The organism is Pelagerythrobacter marensis, assembly GCF_036700095.1.
GTDB classification, from domain to species: domain Bacteria; phylum Pseudomonadota; class Alphaproteobacteria; order Sphingomonadales; family Sphingomonadaceae; genus Pelagerythrobacter; species Pelagerythrobacter marensis_A.
Genome location: NZ_CP144918.1, coordinates 1,468,278 through 1,494,326 on the forward strand (window position 1 = coordinate 1,468,278; position 26,049 = coordinate 1,494,326).

At 68.0% G+C, this 26,049-nt stretch carries 23 protein-coding genes; 11 read left to right on the top strand and 12 right to left on the bottom strand.

All coding sequences use genetic code 11. From position 1 onward, the window contains the following. Positions 1 to 114: 114 nt before the first annotated feature. On the bottom strand, positions 115 to 1,791 hold the full coding sequence (locus V5F89_RS06850) for an amidohydrolase (protein ID WP_338444922.1): 1,677 nt from the start codon (positions 1,789 to 1,791) through the stop codon (positions 115 to 117). Between the two features lie 155 nt (positions 1,792 to 1,946). Between V5F89_RS06850 and V5F89_RS06855 the strand changes: the two genes are divergently transcribed. The 4 genes from V5F89_RS06855 to V5F89_RS06870 all read left to right on the top strand — a co-directional run bounded on the left by V5F89_RS06855 (position 1,947) and on the right by V5F89_RS06870 (position 10,595). Beyond that, positions 1,947 to 3,200 carry a threonine ammonia-lyase gene (locus V5F89_RS06855; RefSeq protein WP_338444923.1) on the top strand — a complete coding sequence of 418 codons (1,254 nt, stop codon included), beginning with the start codon at positions 1,947 to 1,949 and terminating at the stop codon, positions 3,198 to 3,200. A gap of 207 nt (positions 3,201 to 3,407) precedes the next feature. After that, complete coding sequence (locus V5F89_RS06860; RefSeq protein WP_338444924.1) at positions 3,408 to 4,250, top strand: arginyltransferase; 843 nt, start codon at positions 3,408 to 3,410, stop codon at positions 4,248 to 4,250. Then, positions 4,150 to 6,384: an autotransporter assembly complex protein TamA gene (locus tag V5F89_RS06865; protein WP_338444925.1), complete on the top strand. Its 2,235-nt coding sequence runs from the start codon at positions 4,150 to 4,152 to the stop codon at positions 6,382 to 6,384. The genes V5F89_RS06860 and V5F89_RS06865 overlap by 101 nt, the downstream gene beginning before the upstream one ends. After that, entirely contained in the window at positions 6,384 to 10,595 is a 4,212-nt protein-coding gene (locus V5F89_RS06870; protein WP_338444926.1) for a translocation/assembly module TamB domain-containing protein, read from the top strand. The genes V5F89_RS06865 and V5F89_RS06870 overlap by 1 nt, the downstream gene beginning before the upstream one ends. A 20-nt stretch (positions 10,596 to 10,615) precedes the next feature. Here the strand turns inward: V5F89_RS06870 and V5F89_RS06875 are convergent, their stop codons facing one another. The 6 genes from V5F89_RS06875 to V5F89_RS06900 form a co-directional block, all read right to left on the bottom strand. Further along, a complete protein-coding gene (locus tag V5F89_RS06875; protein ID WP_338444927.1) occupies positions 10,616 to 11,167 on the bottom strand; it encodes a lysozyme in 552 nt (183 codons plus the stop codon). Between the two features lie 344 nt (positions 11,168 to 11,511). Then, positions 11,512 to 12,921 carry a type I glutamate--ammonia ligase gene (gene glnA / locus V5F89_RS06880; RefSeq protein WP_338444928.1) on the bottom strand — a complete coding sequence of 470 codons (1,410 nt, stop codon included), beginning with the start codon at positions 12,919 to 12,921 and terminating at the stop codon, positions 11,512 to 11,514. A gap of 149 nt (positions 12,922 to 13,070) precedes the next feature. After that, the gene (locus tag V5F89_RS06885; RefSeq protein WP_338444929.1) at positions 13,071 to 13,409 is read right to left on the bottom strand and encodes a P-II family nitrogen regulator; all 339 of its coding nucleotides are present in this window, start codon (positions 13,407 to 13,409) and stop codon (positions 13,071 to 13,073) included. Between the two features lie 186 nt (positions 13,410 to 13,595). Continuing rightward, entirely contained in the window at positions 13,596 to 14,531 is a 936-nt protein-coding gene (gene argC / locus V5F89_RS06890) for an N-acetyl-gamma-glutamyl-phosphate reductase (protein ID WP_338444930.1), read from the bottom strand. Continuing rightward, a complete protein-coding gene (locus V5F89_RS06895; RefSeq protein WP_338444931.1) occupies positions 14,528 to 14,869 on the bottom strand; it encodes a hypothetical protein in 342 nt (113 codons plus the stop codon). Before V5F89_RS06895 ends, argC begins: the two co-directional genes overlap by 4 nt. Before the next feature lie 84 nt (positions 14,870 to 14,953). After that, entirely contained in the window at positions 14,954 to 16,357 is a 1,404-nt protein-coding gene (locus V5F89_RS06900; RefSeq protein WP_338444932.1) for a leucyl aminopeptidase family protein, read from the bottom strand. Between the two features lie 36 nt (positions 16,358 to 16,393). On the opposite strand from V5F89_RS06900, the gene V5F89_RS06905 reads away from it, so the two are divergent. Continuing rightward, the gene (locus tag V5F89_RS06905) at positions 16,394 to 17,212 is read left to right on the top strand and encodes a DUF4163 domain-containing protein (protein WP_338444933.1); all 819 of its coding nucleotides are present in this window, start codon (positions 16,394 to 16,396) and stop codon (positions 17,210 to 17,212) included. Positions 17,213 to 17,250: 38 nt separating this feature from the next. Continuing rightward, positions 17,251 to 18,078: a type I methionyl aminopeptidase gene (gene map / locus V5F89_RS06910; RefSeq protein ID WP_338444934.1), complete on the top strand. Its 828-nt coding sequence runs from the start codon at positions 17,251 to 17,253 to the stop codon at positions 18,076 to 18,078. A gap of 37 nt (positions 18,079 to 18,115) precedes the next feature. Here map and V5F89_RS06915 read toward each other — a convergent pair whose 3' ends face one another. Continuing rightward, positions 18,116 to 18,775 (bottom strand): heme exporter protein CcmB, encoded by a 660-nt coding sequence (locus V5F89_RS06915; protein ID WP_338444935.1) that lies wholly within the window; start codon positions 18,773 to 18,775, stop codon positions 18,116 to 18,118. Continuing rightward, positions 18,772 to 19,350, bottom strand: coding sequence for a heme ABC exporter ATP-binding protein CcmA (gene ccmA, locus V5F89_RS06920; protein ID WP_338444936.1), 579 nt, complete (start codon positions 19,348 to 19,350; stop codon positions 18,772 to 18,774). The genes V5F89_RS06915 and ccmA overlap by 4 nt, the downstream gene beginning before the upstream one ends. A gap of 48 nt (positions 19,351 to 19,398) precedes the next feature. Here ccmA and V5F89_RS06925 point away from each other — a divergent pair, with 48 nt between their 5' ends. Then, a complete protein-coding gene (locus V5F89_RS06925; RefSeq protein WP_338444937.1) occupies positions 19,399 to 19,686 on the top strand; it encodes a 4a-hydroxytetrahydrobiopterin dehydratase in 288 nt (95 codons plus the stop codon). Positions 19,687 to 19,695: 9 nt separating this feature from the next. On the opposite strand, the gene V5F89_RS06930 is transcribed toward V5F89_RS06925, so the two are convergent. From V5F89_RS06930 to V5F89_RS06940, 3 genes are all read right to left on the bottom strand, one after another. After that, positions 19,696 to 20,502, bottom strand: a complete 807-nt coding sequence (locus V5F89_RS06930; protein WP_338444938.1) for an SDR family oxidoreductase — start codon at positions 20,500 to 20,502, stop codon at positions 19,696 to 19,698. A gap of 74 nt (positions 20,503 to 20,576) precedes the next feature. Then, positions 20,577 to 22,649, bottom strand: coding sequence for a S9 family peptidase (locus V5F89_RS06935; RefSeq protein WP_338444939.1), 2,073 nt, complete (start codon positions 22,647 to 22,649; stop codon positions 20,577 to 20,579). A 76-nt stretch (positions 22,650 to 22,725) separates the two neighbouring features. Next, positions 22,726 to 23,343 carry a DNA-3-methyladenine glycosylase 2 family protein gene (locus V5F89_RS06940; protein ID WP_338444940.1) on the bottom strand — a complete coding sequence of 206 codons (618 nt, stop codon included), beginning with the start codon at positions 23,341 to 23,343 and terminating at the stop codon, positions 22,726 to 22,728. A gap of 89 nt (positions 23,344 to 23,432) precedes the next feature. Between V5F89_RS06940 and V5F89_RS06945 the strand changes: the two genes are divergently transcribed. The 4 genes from V5F89_RS06945 (at position 23,433) to V5F89_RS06960 (ending at position 26,048) form a co-directional block, all read left to right on the top strand. Further along, the gene (locus V5F89_RS06945; RefSeq protein WP_338444941.1) at positions 23,433 to 23,750 is read left to right on the top strand and encodes a 2Fe-2S iron-sulfur cluster-binding protein; all 318 of its coding nucleotides are present in this window, start codon (positions 23,433 to 23,435) and stop codon (positions 23,748 to 23,750) included. Between the two features lie 137 nt (positions 23,751 to 23,887). After that, a complete protein-coding gene (locus V5F89_RS06950; protein WP_338444942.1) occupies positions 23,888 to 24,889 on the top strand; it encodes a cysteine synthase A in 1,002 nt (333 codons plus the stop codon). 30 nt (positions 24,890 to 24,919) lie between these two features. Further along, the gene (locus V5F89_RS06955) at positions 24,920 to 25,291 is read left to right on the top strand and encodes a hypothetical protein (RefSeq protein WP_338444943.1); all 372 of its coding nucleotides are present in this window, start codon (positions 24,920 to 24,922) and stop codon (positions 25,289 to 25,291) included. Further along, positions 25,272 to 26,048: a Gldg family protein gene (locus V5F89_RS06960; RefSeq protein ID WP_338444944.1), complete on the top strand. Its 777-nt coding sequence runs from the start codon at positions 25,272 to 25,274 to the stop codon at positions 26,046 to 26,048. Before V5F89_RS06955 ends, V5F89_RS06960 begins: the two co-directional genes overlap by 20 nt. The last annotated feature ends 1 nt before the right edge of the window (position 26,049 follow it).

A 26,049-nucleotide genomic window follows, 5' to 3' on the forward strand; every position in this document is an offset into this window, starting at 1 on the left:
CGGGGCACTGTGGCCGAAAAGTCTCGCCACGCCCGGGCAATGCCCGAGGAAAGTTAAAGAATGCCAATTGCATTTTTTATTCGAATCCCGACGGATTCGCCCGCGGCGCGCATATCAGTCGGCGTGGCGGGGCGATTCGCTCTGCACGAATCGCTCCCCGCCGACCCAGGTTTCGATCACCCGCGTGCCGCGCAGTTCCTCGGGCGTGGACAGCAGGGGATCGCGGTCGATTATCACGAAATCCGCCCGTTCGCCTTCGATCAGGCGCCCGAAACGTCCTTCGGCAAAGCCGGCGTGGGCGCCGGCGCTGGTAAAGGCCGCAAGAGCCCGCTCGCGGCTGACCGCTTCGGCCGGATACCACCCCCCGAACGGCCGGCCCTGTGCATCGCGCCGGGTGAACGCCGCCGCAAGGCCGGCGAATGGATCGGGCGATTCGACGGGCGCGTCGGATCCGAACACCAGCGGAGCGCCGGTTTCGGCGATCGATTTCCAGGCGTAGGCCCCCTGAAGCCGCGGCGGGTCGAGACGCCGTTCTGCCATTTGCCTGTCGGACGTCTGATGCACCGGCTGCATCGAGGCAATCACGCCATGTCGGGCGAACTGCGGAATGTCCGCCGGGTCGACGATCTGTCCATGCTCGATCCGCCAGCGACGGTCGCCGGGGTACGTCGACGAGAGTTCCTCGATCGCTGCCAGCACCTCGGCGTTTGCCGCGTCCCCGATGGCGTGGACGGCGACCTGAAACCTGTCGAGCGCGGCGCGGCTCATCAGATTGCGAAGCTGCGACCCGGTCAGGAGCGGCAGGCCGTTGTTGTCGGGGTCGTCGGCATAGGGGCGCTTGAGCCAGGCTCCGCGCGAGCCGAGCGCGCCGTCGAGATAGATCTTCACCCCGTTCAGCCGCAGCTTGTCGTCGTAGAGCCACGGCGTCGGGCCGGGGCCGCCGATCAGTTCCATCGCGCCGGTGCCGGCGGCATAGGCCATGATCCGGATCTTCAACCAGCCGCCATCGCCGGCGCGGCGGTAGGTTTGCCAGTCCTCGATCGTTGTGCCCATATCGGCAACGGCCGTGATCCCGTGACGCAGCAGAATGTCCTGCGCCTTCTGCAACGCCAGATCGCGATCCTCGGGGCGCAGCGCGGGCAGTTTGGATGCAACCAGTTCGCTCGCCGCATCGACGAACACGCCGGCCGGCCGGCGCGTGCCCGCGATCCGAACGATTCGTCCGCCTGCCGGATCGGGGGTCGCCTCGTCGACATTGGCCAGCCGCATCGCGGCGCTGTTGGCCCAGCCGGCGTGGCCGTCGACCCGTTCGAGCCAGACCGGACGGTCGGCCACGGCGGCGTCCAGTTCGGCCGCGGTCGGAAACCGCCCCAGCCCCCACTTTTCCTGATTCCATCCGCGTCCGACGATCCACCGTTTCCCGGGGTTCGCAGCGGCATAGTCGGCGATTTTCGCCTGCGCTTCCGCCAGCGAAGCGGTGTCGGAGAGGTCGAGCGTCAGCGCGGCCAGGCCGATCCCCATGACGTGCAGATGCGAATCGACGATCCCGGGGATGACGAAGCGCCCCTTGCCGTCGACGTGAAAGTCGACCTCGCGGGGGCGCTTGTCGCGCCGGTCCAGCACCTTTTTGATCCGCCCGTCGTTGTCGATCACGAGCCCTGTAAAAGTGTCGATATCGCCGTCTGCGTCGATCGTGACGCCCTGGACGTTGTCGACCAGCGTGTCTGCGCCGGCGGGCGCAGCGCTGCAGAAGGCGGCGAGCAAAAGGGCGGGAAGGGCAAGGCGGATCATCGTCTCTCCTGTGGCACACCCGGCGCAGACGGCGCCGGACCCTGCCGGCAATTACGGCAAGTCGCCGGCGTTGCAAATGCCTGCACGGCGCGAATGCGGGGGTGATGCAAGAGGCATGTTTCCTGGCCCGATCTTTTGCCCTAGGGCGCTGGGTCATGAGTCAGAGCAAAGCCGTTTCCGTCGCGGAATCCTCCGCCGACAAGCTTACCGTCGATCACGTCCGCGCGGCCGCCGCGCGGATCGCAGGCGCCGTGGTCCGCACGCCGACGATGTACAGCAGGACCCTATCCGACATTGCCGGCGCGGACATCTGGCTGAAGTTCGAAAATCTTCAGTTCACCGCAGCGTACAAGGAACGCGGCGCTCTCAACGCGCTCCTGCTCCTGACGCCGGAGCAGCGCGAGCGCGGAGTCATCGCCGCCTCGGCCGGCAATCATTCGCAGGGGTTGAGCTATCACGGAACGCGCCTGGGCGTTCCGGTGACGATCGTGATGCCGCGCCCGACGCCGACGGTGAAAATCATGCAGACCGAAAGCGTCGGCGGCCAGGTCGTGCTGGAGGGGGAGACCTTCGACGAGGCCTATGCCCATGCGCGCAAGCTGGAGAAGGAACTGGGCCTCACATTCGTCCATCCCTTCGACGATCCCGATGTGGCGGCCGGCGCGGGCACTGTCGCGCTGGAAATGCTCGAGGACGCGCCCGAAATCGATTGCCTGGTCACCCCGATCGGCGGCGGCGGGCTGATTTCCGGCATGTCGACCGTGGCGCGCGCGCTTCGCCCCGGGATCGAAGTGGTCGGCGTGCAGGCCGCCCTGTTCCCGTCGATGTATGCGCGGGTGAAGGGCGAGGATCGCGATTGCGGCGGCGACACCCTGGCCGAAGGGATCGCGGTCAAGGCGCCGGGGGCTTTCACGTCCGAGGTGATTGCGGAACGTGTCGACGATATCCTGCTGGTGAGCGAGGAATCGCTGGAAAAGGCGGTTTCCCTCCTCCTCCAGATCGAAAAGACGGTCGTGGAAGGGGCCGGGTCGGCGGGCCTTGCGGCAGTGCTCGAACACCGCGACCGCTTTGCCGGGCGCAAGATCGGGCTCGTCCTGTGCGGGGGCAATATCGACACCCGCCTGCTTGCCAACGTGCTGCTGCGCGATCTGGCCCGTTCGGGCCGGCTCGCGCGCCTGCGCATCACCCTGCAGGACAGGCCGGGTGCGCTCTATCGGGTGATGCGCGAGTTCGAGGCGCACAACGTCAATATCATCGAGATCTATCACCAGCGGATATTCACCAGTCTCCCGGCCAAGGGGCTGATAACCGACATCGAATGCGAAGCGCGCGACCGGGAACAGATCGATGCGCTGGTGGAATCGCTGCGCGGGCAGGGCTATTCGGTCAGCCAGGTGGAACTGGCCTGAATTCCGAACCGCGCAGCCTCCCGCACGGCGCGCAAAGCGTGCCATGGCCGCACAGGTCAGGCGATTCGCCGATCCTCAATTGTGCAAAATAACCCCTCGCCGACCATGTTATATGGTTAAGGGACTTTTACCGCGGCCGGCATGTCGGCATAGTCGGGAAGAAGTTCGCAGCACGCCGATTCAGCCGAGAGAGGTAAACGCCAAGCCGTGACGGCCCCCGTTCGTTTCCCCCGCTTCTTCGTGACCAGCCCCGCCCCGTGCCCCTATCTGCCCGGTCGCAGCGAGCGCAAGGTGTTCACGGAGCTGAAGGGCGCGAATGCCGACGAGCTGAACGAGGCGCTTGGCCGGATCGGGTTCCGCCGCAGCCAGACGGTGGCCTATCGCCCCAGTTGCCTCGATTGCCAGGCCTGCGTCTCGGTCCGCGTGGTCGCCGGCGAGTTCGCCCCGTCATCCTCGCAGAAGCGGATCGCGCGGCGCAATCGCGACCTCGAGGTGACCGAGTGCCGCCCCTGGGCGACCGACGAGCAGTTCGACCTGCTGCAGCGCTATCTGAGCGTGCGCCACCCGGGCGGCGGCATGGCGTCGATGGACGAACTCGATTTCGCGGATATGGTGGAACACACGCCCGTAACCAGCTATGTGGTTGAATATCGGGAGCCCTCCGACGGTTCGGGCCCGGGTCGCCTCGTCGGAGCGTGCCTGACCGATCGCCAGGGCGACGGGCTGTCGATGATCTACAGTTTCTACGACCCGGAGCATGAGGCGCGGTCTGGACTTGGTACTTACATCATTCTCGATCACATTCGCCGAGCTGCCGAGGAGGGCCTGCCCTATGTCTACCTCGGGTACTGGGTCGAAGGGTCGCAAAGCATGCAGTACAAGATCCGCTTCCGCCCCATGGAGCGATTGGGGGCGGAAGGGTGGCGGCGGCTGGGCCGCGAAGAGCAGGATGCGCTCATCGCCGCAGCCGTCGGCGCCCGGAGCGATTCGGGCGGCGAGGCCCGTCCCGCGAAGGACGGCACCGCCAGCCAGTATCGCATGGCCGAATAGGCTCGCTGCCGCGCTCGCGGCGCTGGGGCTGGCGACCGCGCCCCAGGCGCTGCTGGCGCAAGATCGCCAGGCTCCCGCAACGCTCGAGGATCTGATCCCCGATGCGGCGGTCGACAATCCCGAGGCCTGGGCCGAAGAAGGCGTCGAGCCGGAGGCGCGGGCCGCTGCCCAGCAATCGCCGGCGATCGATCCCGGCGATCCGCTGGTCGACGATCCTGCGATCCAGGTCGCCTGGCCCGACGAAACGCCGATCCCCGAACCCGATCCCCTTGCGCCCGAGGAAGAGATCGAATTTGCGGACATCGACCGCGAGTTCTTTCGCGGGGCCCCCGAAATGAAAGTGATCACTCTGGGGCCGGAACTGGCGCTCGGTTTCCCGGCCGAAGAGGGAAGCTTTCCTCAGCGCGACGAACTCGCGAAACGGTTCGAGGCGCTGTCGACGGTCGAGGAACTGCAGGACGACGACAACGACGACAATATCGCCCAGCTTGCCGCGCGCGCGCGGGCGGACGAGGAGCTTCTGGCACAGCTTCTGCGCGTATACGGCTATTACGACGCCCAGATAATCCGCACGGTCGGCGGAACCCGCCCCGGCGGCGATTCCGCCGAACGCGGGGCGAACGTGCGTTTCGACATCGTGCCGGGCGAGCGCTATTCGTTCGGCGCGATCGACCTGGGGGAGATCGAGCAGGCGCCCGACGGTCCGGCGCTGCGTTCGGCGTTCGAGATCGAGACCGGCGACCCGCTGTCCAGCGATGCGATCGTGCAGGAGCAGTTCGATCTCGACCGGGCGCTGGGCGAAACGGGTTATCCCTTCGCCGAGATCGACGAGCCCCAGCTGCTGGTCGATCACGCGCGGATCGAGGGCGATCTGACCATGCCGGTCCGCCCGAACGGCAAATATGCGTTCGGCGAGATCGTCAGCGGGTCCCCCGATTTTCTGCCCAGCCGGCATCTCCAGACCATCGCCCGGTTCGACCGCGGCGACATCTACCAGCGCAGCCTCGAACAGGATCTGCGCCGCGCGATCGTGGCCACGGGGCTGGTCTCGTCCGTCACGATCACCAAGCGCGAAGTGGCGCCGCCCGATGCGACCAGGCCGGGCGAAATCGCGCTGGATGTGGAGATGACCAGGGCCAAGCTGCGCACGATTGCCGGGGCTGTCGGCTATGGTTCCGAAGAAGGTTTCCGTGTCGAGGCAAGCTGGGAACACCGCAATTTCTTCCCGCCGGAAGGCGCCATCCGCGTGCGCGGGATCGTCGGCACGCAGGAACAGCTTGCCGGGGTTACCTTCCGCCGCAACAATTTCGGCGGGCGCGACCGCATTCTCAACGTCGATGCCTATGCCAGCACGATCGACAGCCCGGCCTTCGACGCCCGCACGCTCGCGTTCGTCGCCAGCTACGAGCGTTCGTCGACCCTCCTGTTCCAGAAACCGATCAGCTGGAGCGTGGGTTTCGAGGCAGTGGCGACGGGCGAGCGCCCCCCGGCGAACGACGATACGCCGCAACAGCCGCGCCAGACCTATTTCGTCGGCGCCATCCCGCTCTATCTCCAGCTCGACACGACCAACGACCTGCTCGACCCGACCGAGGGGTTCCGCGTGTCGGGCCGCTTCTCGCCCGAGGTGTCGCGCAGCAGGGGGGTGGAAAGCTTCTATCTGCGCAGCCAGTTCGATGCGAGCTATTACCGGCAGGTGAGCGACAAGGTCGTCGTCGCCGGGCGCGCGCGCTTCGGCACGATCGCGGGGACGGCGATCGCGAACATCGCGCCCTCGCGCCGGCTCTACGCCGGTGGCGGCGGGTCCGTGCGCGGTTACGGCTATCGCGAGATCGGGCCGCACGACGAGCTGGGCGACCCCACCGGCGGGCGCTCGCTGGCCGAGGTCGCCCTGGAGGCGCGCATCAAGACCGGCTTCTTCGATGGCGCGCTGTCGGTCGTGCCCTTCGTCGACGCCGGGACGGTCAGCACCAGCACGTTGCCCGATTTCGAAACGTTCCGCGTCGGCGCGGGGCTGGGCGTGCGCTACCACACCGGGTTCGGCCCGATCCGCGTGGACGTGGGCGTTCCGATCAACCCCGGCCCGGACGATAGCCCGGTTGCGGTCTACGTATCGCTGGGGCAGGCGTTCTGATGGCGAACGAAAGCACCCCGGATGCCGCCGGTCCCGACGACGCGGCCGGGCAGGATGCGGCCCCCGCGCGGCGGTCCCGGCTGGGGAAAGCGGCGCGGTGGGGCGTCGGCATCGTCGTCGGCCTGGTCGCCGTCGTCCTGCTGGCGCTGGCCGCGCTCAACAGCCCGATCGGCAAGCGCTTCATCGTCGACCGCATAGCCGAGGTCGCACCCGCTTCCGGCCTGCGCATCGCGGTCGGCCGGATCGAGGGGGACATATACGGCCAGGCCACGCTGCACGATGTCGTGCTCTCCGATCCGCAAGGCCGCTTCCTCACGGTCCCGGTGGCCGAACTGGACTGGCGCCCGCTGAAATGGTTGTGGAGCGGCCTCGACGTGCGGCACCTGGTCGCCCGCCGCGGGGTCCTGCTGCGCACGCCCGAATTGCTGCCGGGCGATCCCGATGCACCGATCCTGCCCGATTTCGATATTCGGGTGGACCGGCTGGAGCTGGACAATTTCCGGGTCGCGCGCGGTGTGGTGGACGATTCCGAACACCGGGTGGACCTCGCCGCCAGGGCGGACATTCGCGACGGCCGCGTCTTCCTCGACGCTGACGGACAATTGGGACAGCGCGACACCGTCCGCCTGCTGGTCGATGCGGAGCCCGACGGCGACCGTTTCGACCTCGAACTCGATTACCGCGCGCCGCAAGGCGGCGTGATCGCCGGCCTTGTCGGTGCCGACGCCGGCTATCGCGCGCGCATCACCGGCGACGGGACCTGGAGCCGGTGGCGCGGCGCCCTGCTGGTGGAGCGCGAGGGCGAGCGCTTTGCCGCCTTCCGCATCACCAATCGTTCGGGCCGCTACGGCATCGTGGGGCAGGCGACGCCGGCGCCGGTGCTCGAAGGCGTGGCGGCCGACCTTCTTTCCGGCCCGGTTTCGCTGGCTGCCTTCGGCACGCTGGAAAACAGCGTGCTCGATGGCGAGCTGGCGGTTCGCGCGCGCGGGATCGTCGGCGATGCGCAGGGGGCCGTCGATCTCGCCGACAATGCGTTCGACGATTTCGCCTTCGACCTGCGGCTGGCCGAAGCCGCGCCCGTGGCGGACATGCGCGTGGAAGGGGCGCGTATCGTCGCCACGCTCGACGGGGCGTTCCGCGATCTCACGATCGGCCACCGGATCGTGGTCGATCGCTTCGCCAGCGGGACGACCGAGGCGCGCGGCCTGGTGCAGGACGGGACCGCGACTTACGACGGCGTGCGCTGGACCGTGCCGCTCGACTTGCGCGCACAGCGGGTCGTGGTCGGCAACGAGTTGATCGATCCGCGCCTCGTCCGCGGCCGTCTTTCGGGCGAGATCGTCTACGCAGGCACGCGCCTGGTGTCGGACGATCTGCGGCTGGTCTTCCCCGACGCCAGCGCGCGATTCTCGTTGCGGGGGGATACCCGCACCGGGGCCTATGCCCTTGCCGGGCCGGTCGCGCTGCGCGGGTTGCGGATAGAGAACGTCGGGGCGGCCAGCGGCACTGCGAAGATTCTGTTCAAGGTCGCCGACGGCGTGCCCTGGTCGCTGCGCGCCAATTTCGCCGGGCGCATCGGCGATGTGACCAATGCCACGCTGGCCAACCTTGCCGGGCCGACGATCGCCTTCCGCGGCGGGGTGGGCCTGGGCGGTGCCGGGCCGATCGTGTTCCGCGATCTGACGGTCGATTCGCAGAAGCTCCAGCTCGCGCTCGACGGCCAGGTTCGCGATGGCACCACGACTGTCGCCGGGCAGGGGACGCATAGCGAATACGGGCCCTTCACCGTCGAGGCGGGGCTGGACGGGGAGGGGCCGCGCGCCGCGCTCGTCTTCGCCGATCCGCTGCCGGCCGCGGGGCTGAAGGACGTACGCGTCGCGATCGTGCCGAGCGAGAACGGCTTCCTGATCGAGACGGAGGGCGGTTCGATGCTCGGCCCGTTCGACGGCACGCTGGAACTGCTGATGCCCGAAGGCGGGCCGACCCGGATCGCGATCGACCGGCTCGACGTCTGGGAAACCCGCGTGCAGGGCGACCTGCTGCTGGGCGACGACGGGGTGTCGGGCGATCTCGCGCTTGCCGGCGGCGGGCTGGACGGTACGATCGCGCTGGCGCCGCGCGCCGGCGGGCAGGCGTTCGATGTCGCCATCGACGCCAGAAGCGCCCGTTTCGGCGGGGAGACCCCGATTGCCATCGGTCGCGCGCATGTCGAGGCCAGCGGCCTGCTGGCCGACGGGAACACCACGATCGAAGGCGACGCCACCGCGCAGGGCCTGCAATATGGCACCCTGTTCCTCGGCCGCCTGACCGCCGATGCGCGCGTGCGCAACGGCGAAGGGGACGTCGACGTCGCCTTCACCGGACGGCGCGGCAGCCGGCTGGGAATGCAGCTCGATGCCGAGTTCGCCTCGCAGCGGATTGCCGTTGCCGCGCGCGGGTTCTTCGCCGGGCGCCGCATTTCGATGCCGCGCCGCGCGATCTTCCTCGCGCAGGAGGGGGGCGGCTGGGCGCTCCAGCCGACGCAGGTCGGCTATGGCGGCGGGATCGCGATCGCATCCGGGCGTTTCGGCGGCACCGGCCCCACCTCGCTCGAACTGAAAATGGCAAAGATGCCGCTGTCGCTCGCCGATGCGGCGGTGGAGGATCTGGGGCTGGGGGGCACGATTTCCGGCGTGGTCGATTTCGGCACGGGCGAGAACGGCCTGCCGACCGGCAGCGCGCGGGTGCAGGTGGACGGGCTGACCCGTTCCGGCATGGTCCTGACCTCGCGCCCGATCGACCTGTCGCTGGTCGCGCGGCTGGGCGCGGACCAGCTGGAAACGCGCGCCGTGATCGACGAGGGCGGCGAACGGCGCGGGCGCCTGCAGGGCCGCATTTCCGGCCTGCCGGCAGGCGGCGCGCTGTTCGACCGGCTGCGCGCGGGCAACCTGGCGGCGCAGCTGCGCTATGCCGGCCCCGCCGACGCGCTGTGGCGGCTCGCCGCGATCGATACGTTCGACCTGACAGGGCCGCTTTCGGTCGCCGCCAATGTCACCGGCACGCTGGCCGATCCGCAAGTGCGCGGCTCCCTTGCGAGCGACAACCTGCGGCTGCGCAGCGGCCTGTCGGGCACCGACGTTACCGGGGTCAGCGCACGGGGCGACTTCGCGGGGGCGCGCCTGCGGCTGACCCGCTTCGCCGGCAACACGGCCGGCGGCGGCACGGTGTCGGGCAGCGGCACCGTGACCTTGCAGGACCTCGGCCAGCGCGGGCCGCAAATGGATATCCGCATCGCGGCGCGCAACGCCAGCCTGCTCGATGCCAACGGTCTCAAGGCCACTGTCACCGGACCGTTGCGGATCGTGTCCGACGGCATAGGCGGCACGATCGCCGGGCGGTTGCTGGTCAACCGGGCAAGCTGGTCGCTGGGCGCGATGGAGGAGGCGCAGGACCTGCCGCAGATCAGCACGCGCGAGATCAACGCCCCGGCCGATATTGCCCCACGCGCCGTCCCCAGCGCCCCCTGGCGCTATCTGATCGACGCCCGCGCCCCGTCGCGCGTCGATGTCGACGGCATGGGGCTGGAAAGCGAATGGCGCGCGAACGTGCGGGTGCGCGGGACGACCGACGATCCGCGTATCGGCGGCGAGGCCTCGGTCGTCCGGGGCGAATACACGTTCGCCGGCGCGCGGTTCGAACTGACCCGCGGACAGATCGATTTCGACGAGACCGGCCCGATCGATCCGCGGCTCGATATCCGGGCGGAGACGGAGCGCGACGGCCTGGACGTCATCGTCCAGGTCCAGGGCAATGCCATGCAGCCCGAAATCAGCTTCACCTCGTCGCCCGCGCTGCCCGAGGAGGAGATTCTCGCCCGGCTGCTGTTCGGCGGGTCGATCACCGACCTTTCCGCAACCGACGCGCTCCAGCTCGGCGCAGCGGTCGCATCGCTGCGGGGCGGCGGCGGGCTCGACCCGATCAACCAGCTGCGCTCCGCGATCGGGCTGGACCGCCTGCGCATCGTCGGCCCCGATCCGGCGCTCGACCGCGGTACGGCGGTTGCGGTGGGCAAGAACTTCGGCCGCCGGTTCTATGCCGAAATCATCACCGACGGGCAGGGCTACAGCGCGACCGAGGTGGAGTTCCGGGTGACCTCGTGGCTCTCGCTGCTCGCCAGCGTGTCCACCATCGGCCGCGAGAGCGTGCGGGCGGAAGTCAGCCGCGACTACTGACGTGCGAAGCGCCGCGGCGGTCATGCCCGCTTGCCTTCATAGAGCCGGGCTTCGGCGGCGCGCCGGCGGACAAGGCCGGTCAGCACCCGCCCACCGGCGCGGTTCCAGCGGGCGAACTCGCGCGCCGCGCCGTCGTGGTCGCCCGCCACGTGCTTGCGGGTCAGCGTCGCGCGGGCGATCGCGCCGGTGTTGTAATGGAAGCTGACCAGCGCATCGAACTGGCCCTGCGTGGTCGGCGCATCGCCGATGGCGGCGGCGACTTCGGCGGCATGGCGTCCGACGTCGCGCACCAGCCGCGCATCGCATTCCTCCTGCGTCCACACGGTTCCCGGGCCGATCCCCGGCCCGGTCGCGCCCCAGCCGATCGTCCACGGTGCGCCGCTCCCGGCCCCGGTCCGGGCCAGGCTGCTGGCGGGATCGGGATAGGCTTCCACCAGCCCGTCCTTGCGCAGTCGCTCGCATCCCTCGAACCGCTTGATGAGAGCGATGCCCGCGGGGCCGACGGTGTGGGATCGGGGAGGTTCGGGGGTGGTTTCGCTGGCCCCTCCGTCAGCCGCTGTCGCGGCTGCCACCTCCCCAACGCAAGTCGTTGGGGAGGATTCAGGCACCGTTCCTCCCCAACGACTTGCGTTGGGGAGGGGGACCGCTCGCGAAGCGAGTGGTGGAGGGGCTACTGCGCGCCCGAGCATTGCGCGGACAGCGTCGAAAATCGTCTTGCGTTGCATGCAGTCACCTCGTCGAAAACGAATCGAGGCAGAACAAATAGGCAACAAATGGGGGTGTAGGAAAATGGTTTTTTGAAAAAAGTCGTTTTCGGCAAGCTGTGGGCCGGAGCGCGAGGCATCCGCTTGCGGCACGAAAAAGGGCGCCCGAACTCGCGTCCGGACGCCCCCCCTCGGTGATCGGGCTATGCGGATCAGGCGCTGTAATACATGTCGAATTCGACCGGGCAGGGGGTGGTCTCGAGGCGCATGACCTCTTCCCATTTCAGCTCGATATAGGCTTCGATCTGGTCCTTGGTGAACACGTCGCCCTTGAGCAGGAAGTCGTGGTCGGCCGAAAGCGCCTCCAGCGCTTCGCGCAAGCTGCCGCAGACGGTCGGCACGTCGGCCAGTTCGGCCGGCGGCAGGTCGTAGAGGTTCTTGTCCATCGCCTCGCCCGGATGGATCTTGTTCTGGATCCCGTCCAGCCCGGCCATCAGCAGGGCGGAATAGGCGAGGTAGGGGTTGGCCATGGCATCGGGGAAGCGGAACTCGACCCGCTTGGCCTTGTCGCCCGCGCCGTAGGGGATGCGGCAACTGGCCGAGCGGTTGCGCGCCGAATAGGCGAGCAGGACCGGCGCCTCGAACCCCGGGACCAGCCGCTTGTAGCTGTTGGTGGTCGGGTTGGTGAAGGCATTGAGCGCCTTGGCATGCTTGATCACGCCGCCGATGTAGTGGAGGCAGGTGTCCGACAGGCCGGCATAGCCGTTGCCGGCGAAAGTCGGCTTGCCTTCGTTCCAGATCGACATGTGCGTGTGCATGCCGCTGCCGTTATCGTTCTTGATCGGCTTGGGCATGAATGTCGCCGTCTTGCCGTAGGCATGGGCGACCTGGTGCACGACGTACTTGTAGATCTGCATGTTGTCGGCGGTTTCGACCAGAGTCGAGAACAGCAGGCCCAGCTCGTGCTGCGCGGCGGCGACTTCGTGGTGATGCTTGTCGCACTTGAGGCCCATTTCGGTCATCGTCGCGACCATCTCGCCGCGGATGTCGACCGCGCTGTCGACCGGCGCGACGGGGAAATAGCCGCCCTTGGCGCGCGGACGGTGCGCGAGGTTGCCGGCCTCGTATTCCTTGCCGGTGTTGGTCGGCAGCTCGACATCGTCGATCGCGTAGCCCGAGCCGGCATAGCCGTCTTCGAAGCGAACGTCGTCGAACATGAAGAACTCCGCCTCGGGCCCGACGTAGACGGTGTCGCCGATGCCGGTGCTCTTGAGGTAATTCTCCGCCCGCTTGGCGGTGGAACGCGGGTCGCGGCCGTACCAGTCGCCGGTCGAAGGCTCGACGATGTCGCAGAACAGGATCAGCATCGGCGTGGCGCTGAACGGATCGACATAAGTCCGCTCGAGGTCCGGCTTCAGGATCATGTCGCTTTCGTTGATGACTTTCCACCCGGCGATGGAGGAGCCGTCGAACATCAGCCCGTCCTCAAGCTCGTCTTCGCCCAGCATGGCGGCAGTCATGGTCAGGTGCTGCCACTTGCCCTTCGGGTCGGTGAAGCGCAGGTCGACCCATTCGATCTCCTGCTCCTCGATCTGCTTGAGGACATCTTTGGCCTTGGACATGTGTGCTCTTCCTTCATTTCTCCCCTCCCGCTTGCGGGAGGGGGCGGGGGTGGGCCAGTCGCAGCGGTCGGAAACCCACCCCACTGCGACTAGGACTTGCTGTGCAAGCCCAAGTCTCGCTCCCCTCCCGCAAGCGGGAGGGGATAGTTCTAAATCGCATCGTCGTCCTTCTCGCCGGTGCGGATGCGCAGCGCCGACTCGATGGTGGAGACGAAGATCTTGCCGTCGCCGATGCGGCCGGTCTGCGCGGCGGCGGCGATCGCCTCCACCACGCGCTCCGCGATCTCGTCGCCGACGATCACTTCCAGCTTAACCTTGGGCAGGAAATCGACCACGTATTCGGCGCCGCGGTACAGCTCGGTATGCCCCTTCTGCCGGCCGAAGCCCTTGGCTTCGAGCACGGTGATCCCAGACACCCCGATTTCGTGCAGCGCCTCCTTCACCTCGTCGAGCTTGAAGGGTTTGATGATCGCTTCGATCTTTTTCATGTAGCCTTCGATCCCTGCGCAATGTGCCGACCCGTGCGGAACGCGTGCCCGCCCGGTTCGGCTCATCGCTTACCCCTGCCGGCAAATCAAGAAGCGTGCCAATACGGCCGCCCGCCGGGTTTGGCCGGGAACGGCCGATCGCGGGCGCGCCGATTGCCTAAACCGAATCCACCCGCTGCCTAAAATCTAGGCATCGAGGCGCAGGCCGGCCGTCTCGTCGAGCCCGCACATGAGGTTCAGCGACTGCACCGCAGCGCCGCTCGCGCCTTTGCCGAGGTTGTCGAGGCGGGCGACGAGGCGCGCGTGCCAGCCACCCTCGTTGCCGAACACGAACAGCTCCATGGCGTCGGACGGACGGGCGCTCTCTTCGAGCACCAGTGCGCCGATCCCGCTTTCGTCGCGGACCGAGACGACCGGCGAATCCTGGTAGAAGTCGCGCAGGGCATCGCGCAGACCGGCGGCGGTCGGATCGCCCGCCATCGCCCCCAGGTGCAGCGGGACCTCGACGATCATTCCGCGATAGGCCGGGACGACCGAGGGGGCGAAGATCACGTCGTGCACCAGGCCGGCGTGGGCTTTCATTTCGGGCCGATGCTTGTGCGCCATGTCGTAGCCATAGGCGCGGAATGCCGGCGCGCCCCCGGCTTCGAACTGCTCGATCAGCGCCTTGCCCCCGCCCGAATATCCGCTCGCCGCGTTGACGGTGTAGGGCCAGTCGGCCGGGATCAGCCCGGCGCGCACCAGCGGGGCGACGAGCGCGAGGAAGCCGGTGGGGTAGCACCCCGGATTGCTGACCCGCGCGGCCGAGGCCACCGTGTCGCGGCCGACCAGTTCGGGGAACCCGTATGTCCAGCCGGGCGCGGTGCGATGCGCACTGGAGGCGTCGATCACCCGCGTCCGCGCATTTGGATCGATCATCGTCACCGCTTCGCGCGCGGCGTCGTCGGGCAGGCACAGGATCGCGATGTCGGCATCGTTCAGCGCCTCGCGCCGCGCCGCGGCGTCCTTGCGCCGTTCGCCTTCGAGAACGCCCAGCGCGAACTCGGGCCGCCCGCGCAGCCGCTCCACGATTTCGAGCCCGGTCGTGCCCGCCGCGCCGTCGATGAATACAGAGACGGTCATTGCGCCAGCCGATCGATCCGCAGATAGCCGCTCGGCCCCTCCGGCCCGCAGCTCGCCCAGCACCAGTCTCCGGCATAATCGAGCGCTTCGACCGCGGTGCCCGCCGCAAGCTGGGCAAGCGCTTCGGAATCCTCGCCCGGGGCGAGATGCAGCGCGGCCCCCTGCGCGCCGACCGTGCGCGGTTGCGGCATGACGTAGTGCGCCGCGAGGTAGCGCCCCGCAAGCGCGATATGCGCCAGGTCCCCGCGCAGCGGCAGGGTGCCGGGCGCGGGACGCGCAACGGGTCCCTTCAGGCCGATGGGGCCTTCGGGCAACTGGTATATATCGTGCGCCGTCACAGGTATTTCTTGAGGACCTCGAAAGTCTGAAAGCCGGGCGCTTACTCGCTGGCAGGCCGCCGGGCAAGCGCGGCGCGCCGCCCGCTACCCGTGGGCATAGCGGGCGCAGAGCATGTGCCACGCGGCCCGCAGGCCATAGGCCTCGCCGCCCTTGGGCCGGCCGGGCTTGGCCGTCGGCCGCCATGCGAAGGTGTCGAAGTGGGCCCAGTCGATAGGCGTGTCGTCGTCCAGCGTTCCGACGAACTTGTCGAGGAACAGCCCGGCGACGCTCGCCCCGGCGAAGGAATTGGCGTGGGCATTGTTGGTATCGGCGATGTCCGATTTCAGCCACTCGGCATAGGCTTCGGGCAGGGGCAGGCGCCACGGCTCGTCGTCATGCGCCTTGCCCGCGGCAATCAGCGCGGCGGCGGTTTCGTCGCGCCGGGTCATCAGCGCCGGATACTCCGGCCCCAGCGCAACCCGCGCCGCGCCGGTCAGCGTGGCGAAATCGATCACCAGGTCGGGCCCGTGCTCGCTCGCCAGCGTCAGCGCATCGCCCAGGATCAGGCGCCCTTCGGCATCGGTATTGCCGATCTCCACCGTCAGGCCCTTGCGGCTTCGCAGGACATCGCCGGGGCGGAAGGAATTGGCGGAAATCGCGTTTTCGACCGCCGGCACGATCAGGTGCAGCCGCACCGGCAGCCCGGCGCCCATCACCAGCCCCGCCAGCGCGATCGCGTGCGCCGCGCCGCCCATGTCCTTCTTCATCAGCAACATGCCGGACGACGATTTCACATCCAGCCCGCCCGAATCGAAACAGACCCCCTTGCCGACCAGCGCGAGCACGGGGTCGCTTTCCTTGCCCCAGGTCAGGTGCATCAGGCGCGGCGCATGGTGGCGCGCGGCGGCGCGGCCGACCGCGTGGACCATCGGAAAGCCCTGCTCCAGCGCGTCGCCCCGGGTGGTGGACAGCTTCGCCCCGTGCACTTTGGCAAGCCGTTCGCATTCTTCTTCCAGCGCGGCGGGGCCCATGTCTTCGGCGGGCGTGTTCACCAGGTCGCGCACCAGGCATACCGCCTGCGCCTCCGCCAATGCGGGTTCGATGCGCTTGACCTGCGTTGTCAGCAATATGCGCGGCCCGGTGGGCTCGTCTTCCTGGCGATAGCGTTCGAAGCGATATTGCCCGAGCTGCCAGCCGTGCAGCGCGGGGCCGGGATCGCCGCCCGCGCGGCGATAGGTCCCGGCGGGAAGAGCTTCGGCCAGCCTCGCCATGCACCAGCTCGACAGATCGTCGGGATCGGCGACCCCGCCGACGGCGAACCATTCGTCGCCATCCGGCACGATACCGACCTGGTGGGGGGTGCCGTCGAATTTCTGCGCGGCGAGAGCGGCGCGCTGGCCCGGGGCGAGTTTCTTCGACCAGGCTTCGAACCCTTCCGTGTTCACAAGGTGGATGGGAACCGCGTCTTGCCCGCGATCGTCTTGAATGAGAATGCTGTCGTGGCCCATACTGTTCCGATAGCGCCATTCGCGGGAGAAAATCCAATGCCGTTTCGTCAAATCGCCCTGGCCTCTTCGATCGTTCTGGGGCTGGCCGCCTGTTCCTCTCCCGACGAAGTGAGCGAGGAACTCGGCGTTGCCGAGCACGAGGCGGGCACCGCTTCGGCCAGCGCGAGCGCCTCGGGCGCGGCGAGCGCCGTGAAGGAGGAGAACGACCTTTACAGCTTCGCTTATTCCTATCCCGCCGAAGCCGGCAGGATTCCCGAATTGGCGGCAATGCTGGACGAGCGGCGCGAATCGGCAAAGGCCGCGCTGGAATCGCAGGCCTCGGACGATCGCGAACAGGCGCAGGCGAACGACTATCCCTATCGTCCGCACAGCTATTCGCAGGAATGGAAGGTCGTGGCCGATACTCCCGGCTATCTCAGCCTCTCGGGCGCGTTTTCCACCTACTCGGGCGGCGCGCACGGCATGTACGGCCTCGAATCGCTGGTCTGGGACAAGCAGGCCGGCGAGGCAATGGACGGGGCGGCGATGTTCCGCTCCGCAAGCGCGCTCGACGATGCGCTGGGCGACAAGCTCTGCGAGGCGCTCAACGCCCAGCGCGCCGAACGCCGGGGCGCGCCGGTGCCTGCCGTGCCCGATGGCGACGATTCCGGCTTCGACAGTTGCCAGCACGTGAAGGACGCGACGGTCCTCGTCGGGTCGGCCGGCGGGGAGGCCTTCGATCGCATCGGAATCTGGTTCGGCCCCTATGTCGCCGGCCCTTATGCCGAAGGGGCGTACGAGCTCGATTTCCCTGTCGACGCGGCGGTGGTCGCGGCCGTGAAGCCCGAATATCGGGCGGCGTTCGCGGCCCGATAAGCTGGCAATTGCGCGGCAAGGCGCCTACATCGCCTGTCATGACCGAATATCAGGTGATCGACAGCCGTGAGACGGTAATCCGCGACGGAACCATCAAGCTCCACGACGAAGCGGGCTTCGAAGGGATGCGCCGCGCCGGCCGGCTTGCCGCCAGCATTCTCGATGCCATCGTCCCCTTGATGCAGCCCGGCGTCACAACGGCCGAGATCGACGACAAGGTGCGCGAACTGATGCTGGCCGGCGGCGCGGTGCCGGCGACGCTCGGCTATCGCGGCTACACCCATTCGTGCTGCATCTCGATCAACCACGTCGTCTGCCACGGCATTCCGGGGGAGAAGGCGCTGAAGGACGGCGACATCGTCAACGTCGACGTCACCCCCCTGCTCGACGGCTGGCACGGCGACACCAGCCGGATGTACCTGGTGGGCGACGTGCCGCTGAAGGCGCGGCGCCTGGTCGACGTGACCCACGAATGCCTGATGATTGGGATCGAGAAGGCCCAGCCCGGTGCACGGCTGGGCGATATCGGCGCCGCGATCGAGGACCATGCCCGGCAGTTCCGCTACGGCGTGGTGCGCGAGTTCTGCGGCCACGGCGTCGGCCGCCTGTTCCACGATGCGCCCGAGGTCGTCCATGCCGCCGCCGCGGGCACCGGGCCGGAACTGCGGCCGGGCATGTTCTTCACGATCGAGCCGATGATCAACCTCGGCCGGCCGTGGGTGAAACTGCTGAAGGACGGCTGGACCGCCGTGACCCGCGACAAGAGCCTCTCGGCCCAGTTCGAACACTCGATCGGCATTACCGAAACGGGCAACGAGATCTTCACTCTGAGCGAGAAAGGCCTGCACAAGCCGCCTTACGGCTGAGCCCTCGGCATCGCGCCCGGGGCCTGCGGCGACGGGGTTATCCCTCGCGCGCGGCGCGGATGGCGGCTCCGCCTGCGAACGGTGCGATCGCCACGAGCAGCAGGCTGATCGCGGCGGCAAGGGCAAGGCCGCCCTCGCCGTCGGGGGAAAGCGACCCTGCGCCGAAGACCAGCAACGGTACGGCGAGCGGGATCGCCAGCAGGCCGGCCAGGGCCGCGCTGCCGCGCAGTCCGATGGTCAGCGAAGCGATCACGATACCGATGGCGGCCAGCCCCGGCGTGCCCGCCAGCAGGCCGAGTTCGACCAGCCACAGGCTTTCCCCGTCGATCCCGACCAGCACGCTGGCCGGGATCGCGGCGAGCATCAGGAAAGGGCCGAAGCTGAGCCAGTGGCCGAGCAGGCGGATCGCAACCACCAGCTCTTCCGAAATGCCGCGAAGCGCCCACTGGTCGAACAATCCCTGTTCGACATCGGGGGCGAGCAGGCGGTCGAGCGGCAGGATCGCCGCCAGCAGCGCGGCGATCCAGATCACCCCCCCGCCGGTCCGCGCCAGCAACTGCGCATCGGGGCCGACGGCAAAGGGGTAGAGCATCGCCACCGCGAGGAAGAACAGCAGCGGCAGCAGCGTCCCGCCGCTGCGCCCGCCGGGCAGGAACCGGGCGAGATCGCGGCGCAGGAGAGTGGCGATCGTCCTCATGGCGCAAAGTCCGCCAGCGCAAGCGTGGTCATCGCCGGTGCGGCCATTTCCTGGTGGCTTGCCACCAGAGCAATGCCGCCTGCCGCGCAATGTTCGGCAACCAGCGTTTCGCACAGCGCCAGGCCCTGGCGGTCGAGGCCGTTGAGCGGCTCGTCCAGCAACCAGATCGGCGCATCCTGGGCGATCAGGCGCGCCAGCGCGGCGCGCTTCTTCTGGCCGGTGGAAAGATAGCGCACCGGTACGTCCTCCAGCTTCTCCAGCCCCAGGCGGCGGATGTGCTCGCGGGCGCTCGCACCGTCGAGCCGCGCCCAGAAGGCCAGCGCGCGGCCCAGCGGGAGCTGCGGGTCCAGCGCGTGCCGCTCGTCGAGCAATGCGATCGCGCCGCGCCGCTCGACCGTGCCGGCGAAGGGCCGCAGCAGTCCGGCCAGAATGCGGATCAGGCTGGTCTTGCCGATGCCGTTGGGGCCGGCCACCCGGCAGGCGGCGCCGGGGCCGAGGTCGAGCGAGACGCCGCGAAACAGCAACCGTTCGCCACGGCGGCAGGCGAGATCGGTCGCGGCGAGGTGCGCTTGCATGGTCGCGCGGGTTAGGCGAAAGCGCCGGGCCTAACAAGGAGACACGAAATGGCCGTTGCCCGCCTGACCGATTCCGAACGCGAAGAGCTGCTGCGCAGGCATCCCGAATGGTCGCTCGTGCGCGATGGCGATGCGATCCAGCGGACGTTCCGGTTCGCCGACTTCAACGAGGCGTTCGGCTTCATGACCCGCGTCGCGCTGCTCGCCGACAAGGCCGACCATCACCCCGAGTGGTCGAATGTCTACAACCGGGTGGAGATCGTGCTCACGACGCACGACGCGGGCGGGCTGTCGCGCCGCGATGCCGAGATGGCGAAGGCGATCGACGCGCTCTGAAGCGCTGCTTTACTGCCCCAGCGGCCGCGCCGTGGCGCGCGCCATCTTGCGGACCCTGCCGGGCATCCAGCGCGCGCCGAACGCCAGCCGCCGTGCGGTCTGGCCGACCAGCGTGTGCAGCTTGTCGCCGTGGACCGCCTCCCAGGCGGCCTCGGCGACCCGCTCGACCGGAGTGATCTCCAGCCCGGCCGCCCGGACCCGGTCGCGGATCGCCTCGTTGCTCTGCTGGTTCGGCGCATGTTCGAGCAAGGGGGTGTCGATAAAGCCGGGGCACAGGCTGCGGACCCCGATGCCCAGTTCGGCCCATTCGGCATCGAGCGCTTCGGTCGCTCCGCGCACCCCGAACTTGGTCGCCGAATAGACCGAGGCCCCGCTCGTGCCGTAGATGCCCGCCGCGCTCGCGATGTTGAGCAGGCAGCTTCCGGGCGCCGTCTTCTGCAGCCAGGGGAGGGCCGCCTGCGCGCCGTAGAGAACGCCTTTCAGGTTGATGTCGATGCAGCGGTCGATTTCCTCCGTGCTGTTGTCCGACAGCGATCCGCCCAGCGGAATGCCGGCGTTGTTGACGACCACGTCGATCCGCCCGCCCGCCGCGGTCGCGAAAGCGTCCAGCGCGGTATCCCAGGCGGCGCGGTCGCGCACGTCGAGCTTGTGCGCGTAAGTATAGCCGTTTCCGATGCCGGCCAGCGTCTGCTGCATTCCGGCGGTATCGATGTCGCCCACGCCGACGAACCAGCCGCGCTGGCCGAACAGATGCGCGATAGCGCGCCCGATGCCCGAACCGCCGCCGGTGATGAAGATCGCCTTGCGATCGCCCATTGTGCCTCTCCCCGCAAAATAGCCGCACGGGAGTAATCCCGTGCGGTCGGTTTTGCCAGCGCTTTACGTAAGCGTCAGTCGGCGAGCGCTTCCGTCAGCCCTTGCACGAACTCTTCGCCTTCGACGATTTCCGCCGAGGAGGCGGCCACCGTGTCGCCGATGGGCTCGGCCCGGCCGCCCAGGCAGGTGGCGAGAAAATTCTCGCTGATCGCATTGAAGGCGATGTTGTTGGCGGGGCGGGCGAAACCGTGCCCTTCGTCGGGAAACAGGACGTAAGTGACCGGGATGCCGTGGCTCTGCATCGCTGCGACGATCTGGTCGCTTTCCGCCTGCTTCACTCGCGGATCGTTGGCCCCCTGGCCGATCAGCAGCGGCTTGGTGATCCGATCCGCCGAATGGAGCGGGCTGCGTTCCTTGAGCAGGGCAAGCCCTTCGGGCGTGTCGGGGTCGCCCATGCGCTGGTGGAACTGTTCGACCAGCGGCGCCCAGTAGGGCGGAATGGTTTCCAGCAGCGTTTCGAGGTTCGACGGGCCGACGATGTCCACGCCGCAGGCGAATTTCTCCGGCGTGAAGGTCAGGCCCGCCAGCGTCGCATATCCGCCGTAGGACCCGCCCATGATCGCAACCTTGTCGGGCGCGGTCACGCCGTTCTCGATCGCCCAGTCCACCGCGTCGATCAGGTCGTCGTGCATCTTGCGGCCCCATTCGAGATCGCCGGCGGAGATGAAGTCCTTGCCGAAACCGGTCGAGCCGCGGAAATTGACGCTGAGAACGGCGTAGCCGCGGTTCGCCAGCCACTGGTGATAGGAGTTGTATCCGTAATCGTCGCGCGCCCACGGCCCGCCGTGGACCAGCAGGATCATCGGCACTTCGTTTTCGGGGAGGCCGTCACCGTCGGCGTCGGAGCCGGGCGGCAGGGTCAGATACGAAGGCAGCGTCAGGCCGTCGCGAGATTTGAGTTCGAGCGGATGCATTGCCTGGAGCGGGGCACCTTCCAGCTCGGGACGGCTGGTGTAGAATTCGTTCAGGGTCTGCGCGTCGCGGTCGAAGATATAGGCCTTGCTGGGCGCGGTCAGCGGATCGTTCCACACCACCCACTTGCGATCGTCGTCGGTCCGCGACTGGACGCCGAATTCGCCGTCGAGCCGCGCGTCGAGCCAGTCGAGCGCCTGCGCGATCTCCGGGTCGATCGCGGTCCATTCGGTCGTCAGGTACGTGAAGCTGTAGGCTTCGATCTCGCCGGTCTTCGGGTCGGTCATCGCCCCGCCGATATCGGCCTTGTCGTTCTGCGCGATCACCGTCTTTTCGCCGGTTTCCATGTCCTGCGCGATCAGCGCGGCGGTGTTCCGCCCGCGGCTGTCGATCCAGTACATCGTCTTGCCGTCGGTCGTGAAGCCGACCGGCTGGGTGGTCAGCGAATCCTCCAGCCCCGTGCTTTCGCTCGGCTCGTCCGCGATCTCGCCGTCGACGATGGGGAAGAAGTCCATCCCGCCCGCTTCGTTGGGGCGCAGCGCCATGCGCAGGGCGAGGTTGTCGTCGGCGAGGAAGCCGGCGAAGGCGTCGTTCTGCTGCACCAGCGTCAGTTCGCCGGTGTTGAGATCGAGCAGGTGGACGTCGTGATAGCGCGGATCGCGGTTGTTGAGGCCGACCAGGATCTTGTCGCGGATATTCTCCGAAGTGCCGACGATCTGGACCCGGGTGTTCTCGAACGGGGTCAGGGTGGTTTCCCTGCCGCTGGCGATGTCGATGCCGTAGAGCAGGAAGTTCTCGTCGCCGCCCTTGTCCTGGATATAGAGCAGGCTGCGGCTGTCGGGCGCCCAGAAATAGGACCGGATCGGGCGTTCGGTCGCGTCGGTCATTGCGCGCGCGGCGTCGGGATCGTCCGCCGGCGCCATCCAGACGTTCATCACCCCGTCTTTCGGCGCCAGCCAGCTCAGCCACTTGCCGTCCGGGCTGAGCCTGCCGGAACTGCGGGTGGGATTGCCGAACAGATCCTCGCGCGGGATCAGCGGTGCGGCTTCGGCCGGATTGGTCATTCCCGAGATACTCTCCGTTTCCTGGGCCGCGACAGTGGCGGGCGATGTCATTGCCAGCGCGGCGAGTGCGGTGCCTGCAAGCAGGCTGCGCGAAAGCGAACGAATTTTCATGGTTTTCCCTCCTGTTCGTAACGCGTCAGCCTACAGCAAATGCGGACAGGCTTTCATCGGTAAACCGACGAACCGTTCACAGGGCCGGATTGTTGTAGCAGTGCCAGGTCAGGATCGCGACCGCGCCGCGATGCGGCCGCCAGTCTTCGGCGAGCGCGCGCGTTTCCTTTTCCGAAGGGCGCTCTGCCAGATCGAGGATCCGGCCGATGCCCGCCTGGACGGCGAGATCGCCCGCCGGCCAGATGTCGGCGCGCCCTTCCGCGAACAGCAGGTAGATTTCGGCCGACCAGCGACCGATGCCCTTGATCTGCGTGAGTTCGGCAATCGCTTCCTCGTCCCCGGCCGGCAGGCTGTCGAGGTCGAGCGCGCCGCTCACCACCCGTTCGCACAGCGAGCGGGCATATCCTTGCTTCTGGCGCGAAAGGCCGCAGGCGCGCAGTGTGTCGAAATCGCGTGCCAGCAAGGCATCGGGGGGCATGTCTTCGCCCAGTTCCGCTTCCAGCTTGTTCCACATCGACGCGGCGGCCGCGACCGAAACCTGCTGCCCGACGATGGTACGCAGCAAGGTGCGGTACCCCCGTTCGCGAATGCGCGGTTCGGGATAGCCGACGCGTTCCAGCGCCGCGCCAAGCCGCGCTTCGCGCGATGCAACAAAATCGATCCCTTCTCGCAACTGATCGGCCGTCAGTCCCATTGCGTTCGCTTGCCTTCCCCGGTTCGATTGCCTAGCAGGCCCGCGCATCCGGCCTGCAACGGCCGCACGCCATAAGGGAAACATGCGCAATGCCCAAGCTGATCGTCGTCAATCGCAGTGGGGAAGAATCGTCGATCGACGTCGATGACGGCCTGACCGTGATGGAAGCGATCCGCGACAACGGCTTCGACGAGCTGCTCGCGCTCTGCGGCGGGTGCTGTTCCTGCGCGACATGCCATGTCCATGTCGATCCGGCCTTTCGCGACAAGCTGCCCGAAATGAGCGAGGACGAGGACGATCTGCTCGAATCGAGCGACCATCGCGACGAGAACTCGCGCCTGGGGTGCCAGATACCCTTCACCGCCGATCTCGACGGGTTGAAAGTCTCGATCGCGCAGGAGGACTGACGCCCCCGCGCCGCACGACCTGCACGGTATGACGCTGCCCGGCCGGCGCGCGGGCCGGGCCGGGGATTAGGCGCAGTATCCGCATCCAAACCGCAAATGCGTTGCGCGCGCCGACAAGCGATCCTAGCTCGTTCATCATGACCTTACCCGCACCCCGGACCGACACCCTCGATCTTATCGGCAATACCCCGCTCGTTTTCCTGAAAGGGCCGAGCGAGGCCGCCGGCTGCGAGATCTGGGGCAAGTGCGAATTCGCCAATCCCGGCGCCAGCGTGAAGGATCGCGCGGCCTTGGGCATCGTGCGCGATGCCGAGGCGCGCGGCGAGCTGAAACCGGGCGGCTGCGTGGTCGAGGGGACGGCGGGAAATACCGGGATCGGCATCGCGCTGGTGGCCAATGCCCTGGGCTATCGCACGATCATCGTCATGCCCGACAACCAGAGCCGGGAGAAAATGAGCACTCTGCGCGCCCTGGGCGCCGAACTGGTGCTGGTTCCCCCGACCAAGTATTCGGACTGCAACCACTTCGTCCACACCAGCCGCCGCCTGGCGGAAGAAACCGAAGGCGCGGTCTGGGCCAACCAGTTCGACAATACCGCGAACCGCAAGGCGCATCTGGAAACCACCGCGCCCGAATTGTGGGAACAGATGGGCGGCAGGATCGACGGCTTCACTTGTGCGGCGGGCACCGGCGGAACCATCGCCGGCGTGGGCATGGGCTTGAAGGAGCGCGACGAGAACGTGACCATCGCGCTGACCGATCCGCACGGCGCGGCGCTCTACAACTTCTACGCTCACGGCGAACTCAAGGCGGAAGGCAGCTCCGTCGCCGAAGGGATCGGGCAGGGCCGGATCACCGCTAACCTGGAAGGCGCGCCGATCGACACCCAGTTCCGCATCTCGGACGAGGAAGGGCTGGAATGGGTCGCGCGGCTGCTGCGCGAAGAGGGGCTGTGCCTCGGCCTTTCCTCCGGCATCAACGTCGCCGGCGCGATCGCACTGGGCCGACAACTGGGCAAGGGATCGCGCGTGGCGACGATCCTGTGCGACACCGGCTTCCGCTATCTCTCCACGCTCTACGACCGCGAATGGCTGGAAGCGAAGGGGCTTCCGGTATTCGACTGGCTGCAACGCGATTGACTGCCCGGCAACTTGCTCTAGCCTCGTGATATGCGCGGTATCGGCACGATCATCGGCGAAAGGCGCTCCGGCACGGCGCAGCAGCGGCTCGAAGCCATGGCGCGCGGCCGTTCGGTCTCGCTTCATCGCCTGCAGGTGGGGGCCTCGGGACTGGTCGGCATCGTCCTGATGCTGGCGCTTGCCGACGTCATCACCGATCGGGCCAACCGGACCGAGGCGGGCAGCGTGCCCGAAGCGGCGGCCACGGTTTCCCCGGGCCCGACCGTGCACAGCCAGCAGAACGACCCCCTGGCGGAAGCCGGCGTGGTCCCCGGTCCCAAGGCCACCCCCGCGCCCGCGCCGGCCGCATCGCCGACCCTGCCGCCGATTGCCGGACAGGACGATGCGCTCGAAGCGCAATAGGCTGGTCTGGCTGGCCGGGCTCGCCGCCCTCGCCATCGGGGTTGCTGCATGGGCCCTGAGCGGCGCCGGCAGACCGCGGGGCGAACTCGGCCTGTTCACGACCTTGCCGATCTACTGGGGTGAGACGGCGGGCATGTCCGAACTGCTTGGCGGCGAGACAGACACCGGCTGGGTTCGCACCGCCATCGAACGCCGGTTCGAACTGATTCCGCTCGACACTCTGGCCGACGACGATGGCGCGATCAGCGGCGAGCTGGCGGAACTCGACCATCTGCTGCTGGCCCAGCCCCGGGCGCTGTCGCCGTACGAGAATGTCGCGCTCGACGAATGGGTGCGCGCCGGCGGCCGCGTGCTGGTCTTTGCCGATCCCATGCTGACGGCGGAATCGCGCTTCGCGATCGGCGATCGTCGCCGGCCGCAGGACGTCGTATTGCTGTCGCCCATCCTCGGGCGGTGGGGGCTGGAGATGCGGTACGACGCGGCGCAGGATGCCGGCGAGCGCACGATTGCGACGGATCTCGCGCCGCTGCCCGTCCGGCTGGCGGGCACGCTCCACCCGGTGGAAGACTATTCCGCATCGGCAGAAGACTGCTGGATCGCCTACGATCGCGTGTTCGCCCGGTGCGCGATCGGCAGGGGCGAAGCGACCGTGATCGCCGACGCCGCCGTGCTCGAACCGGCCGTGGGCGACCGGCTGGATGCGCGCAAGGACGCGCTGTCCTGGCTGCTCGAAAGCGCGTTCGGCGAAACACGCTGAG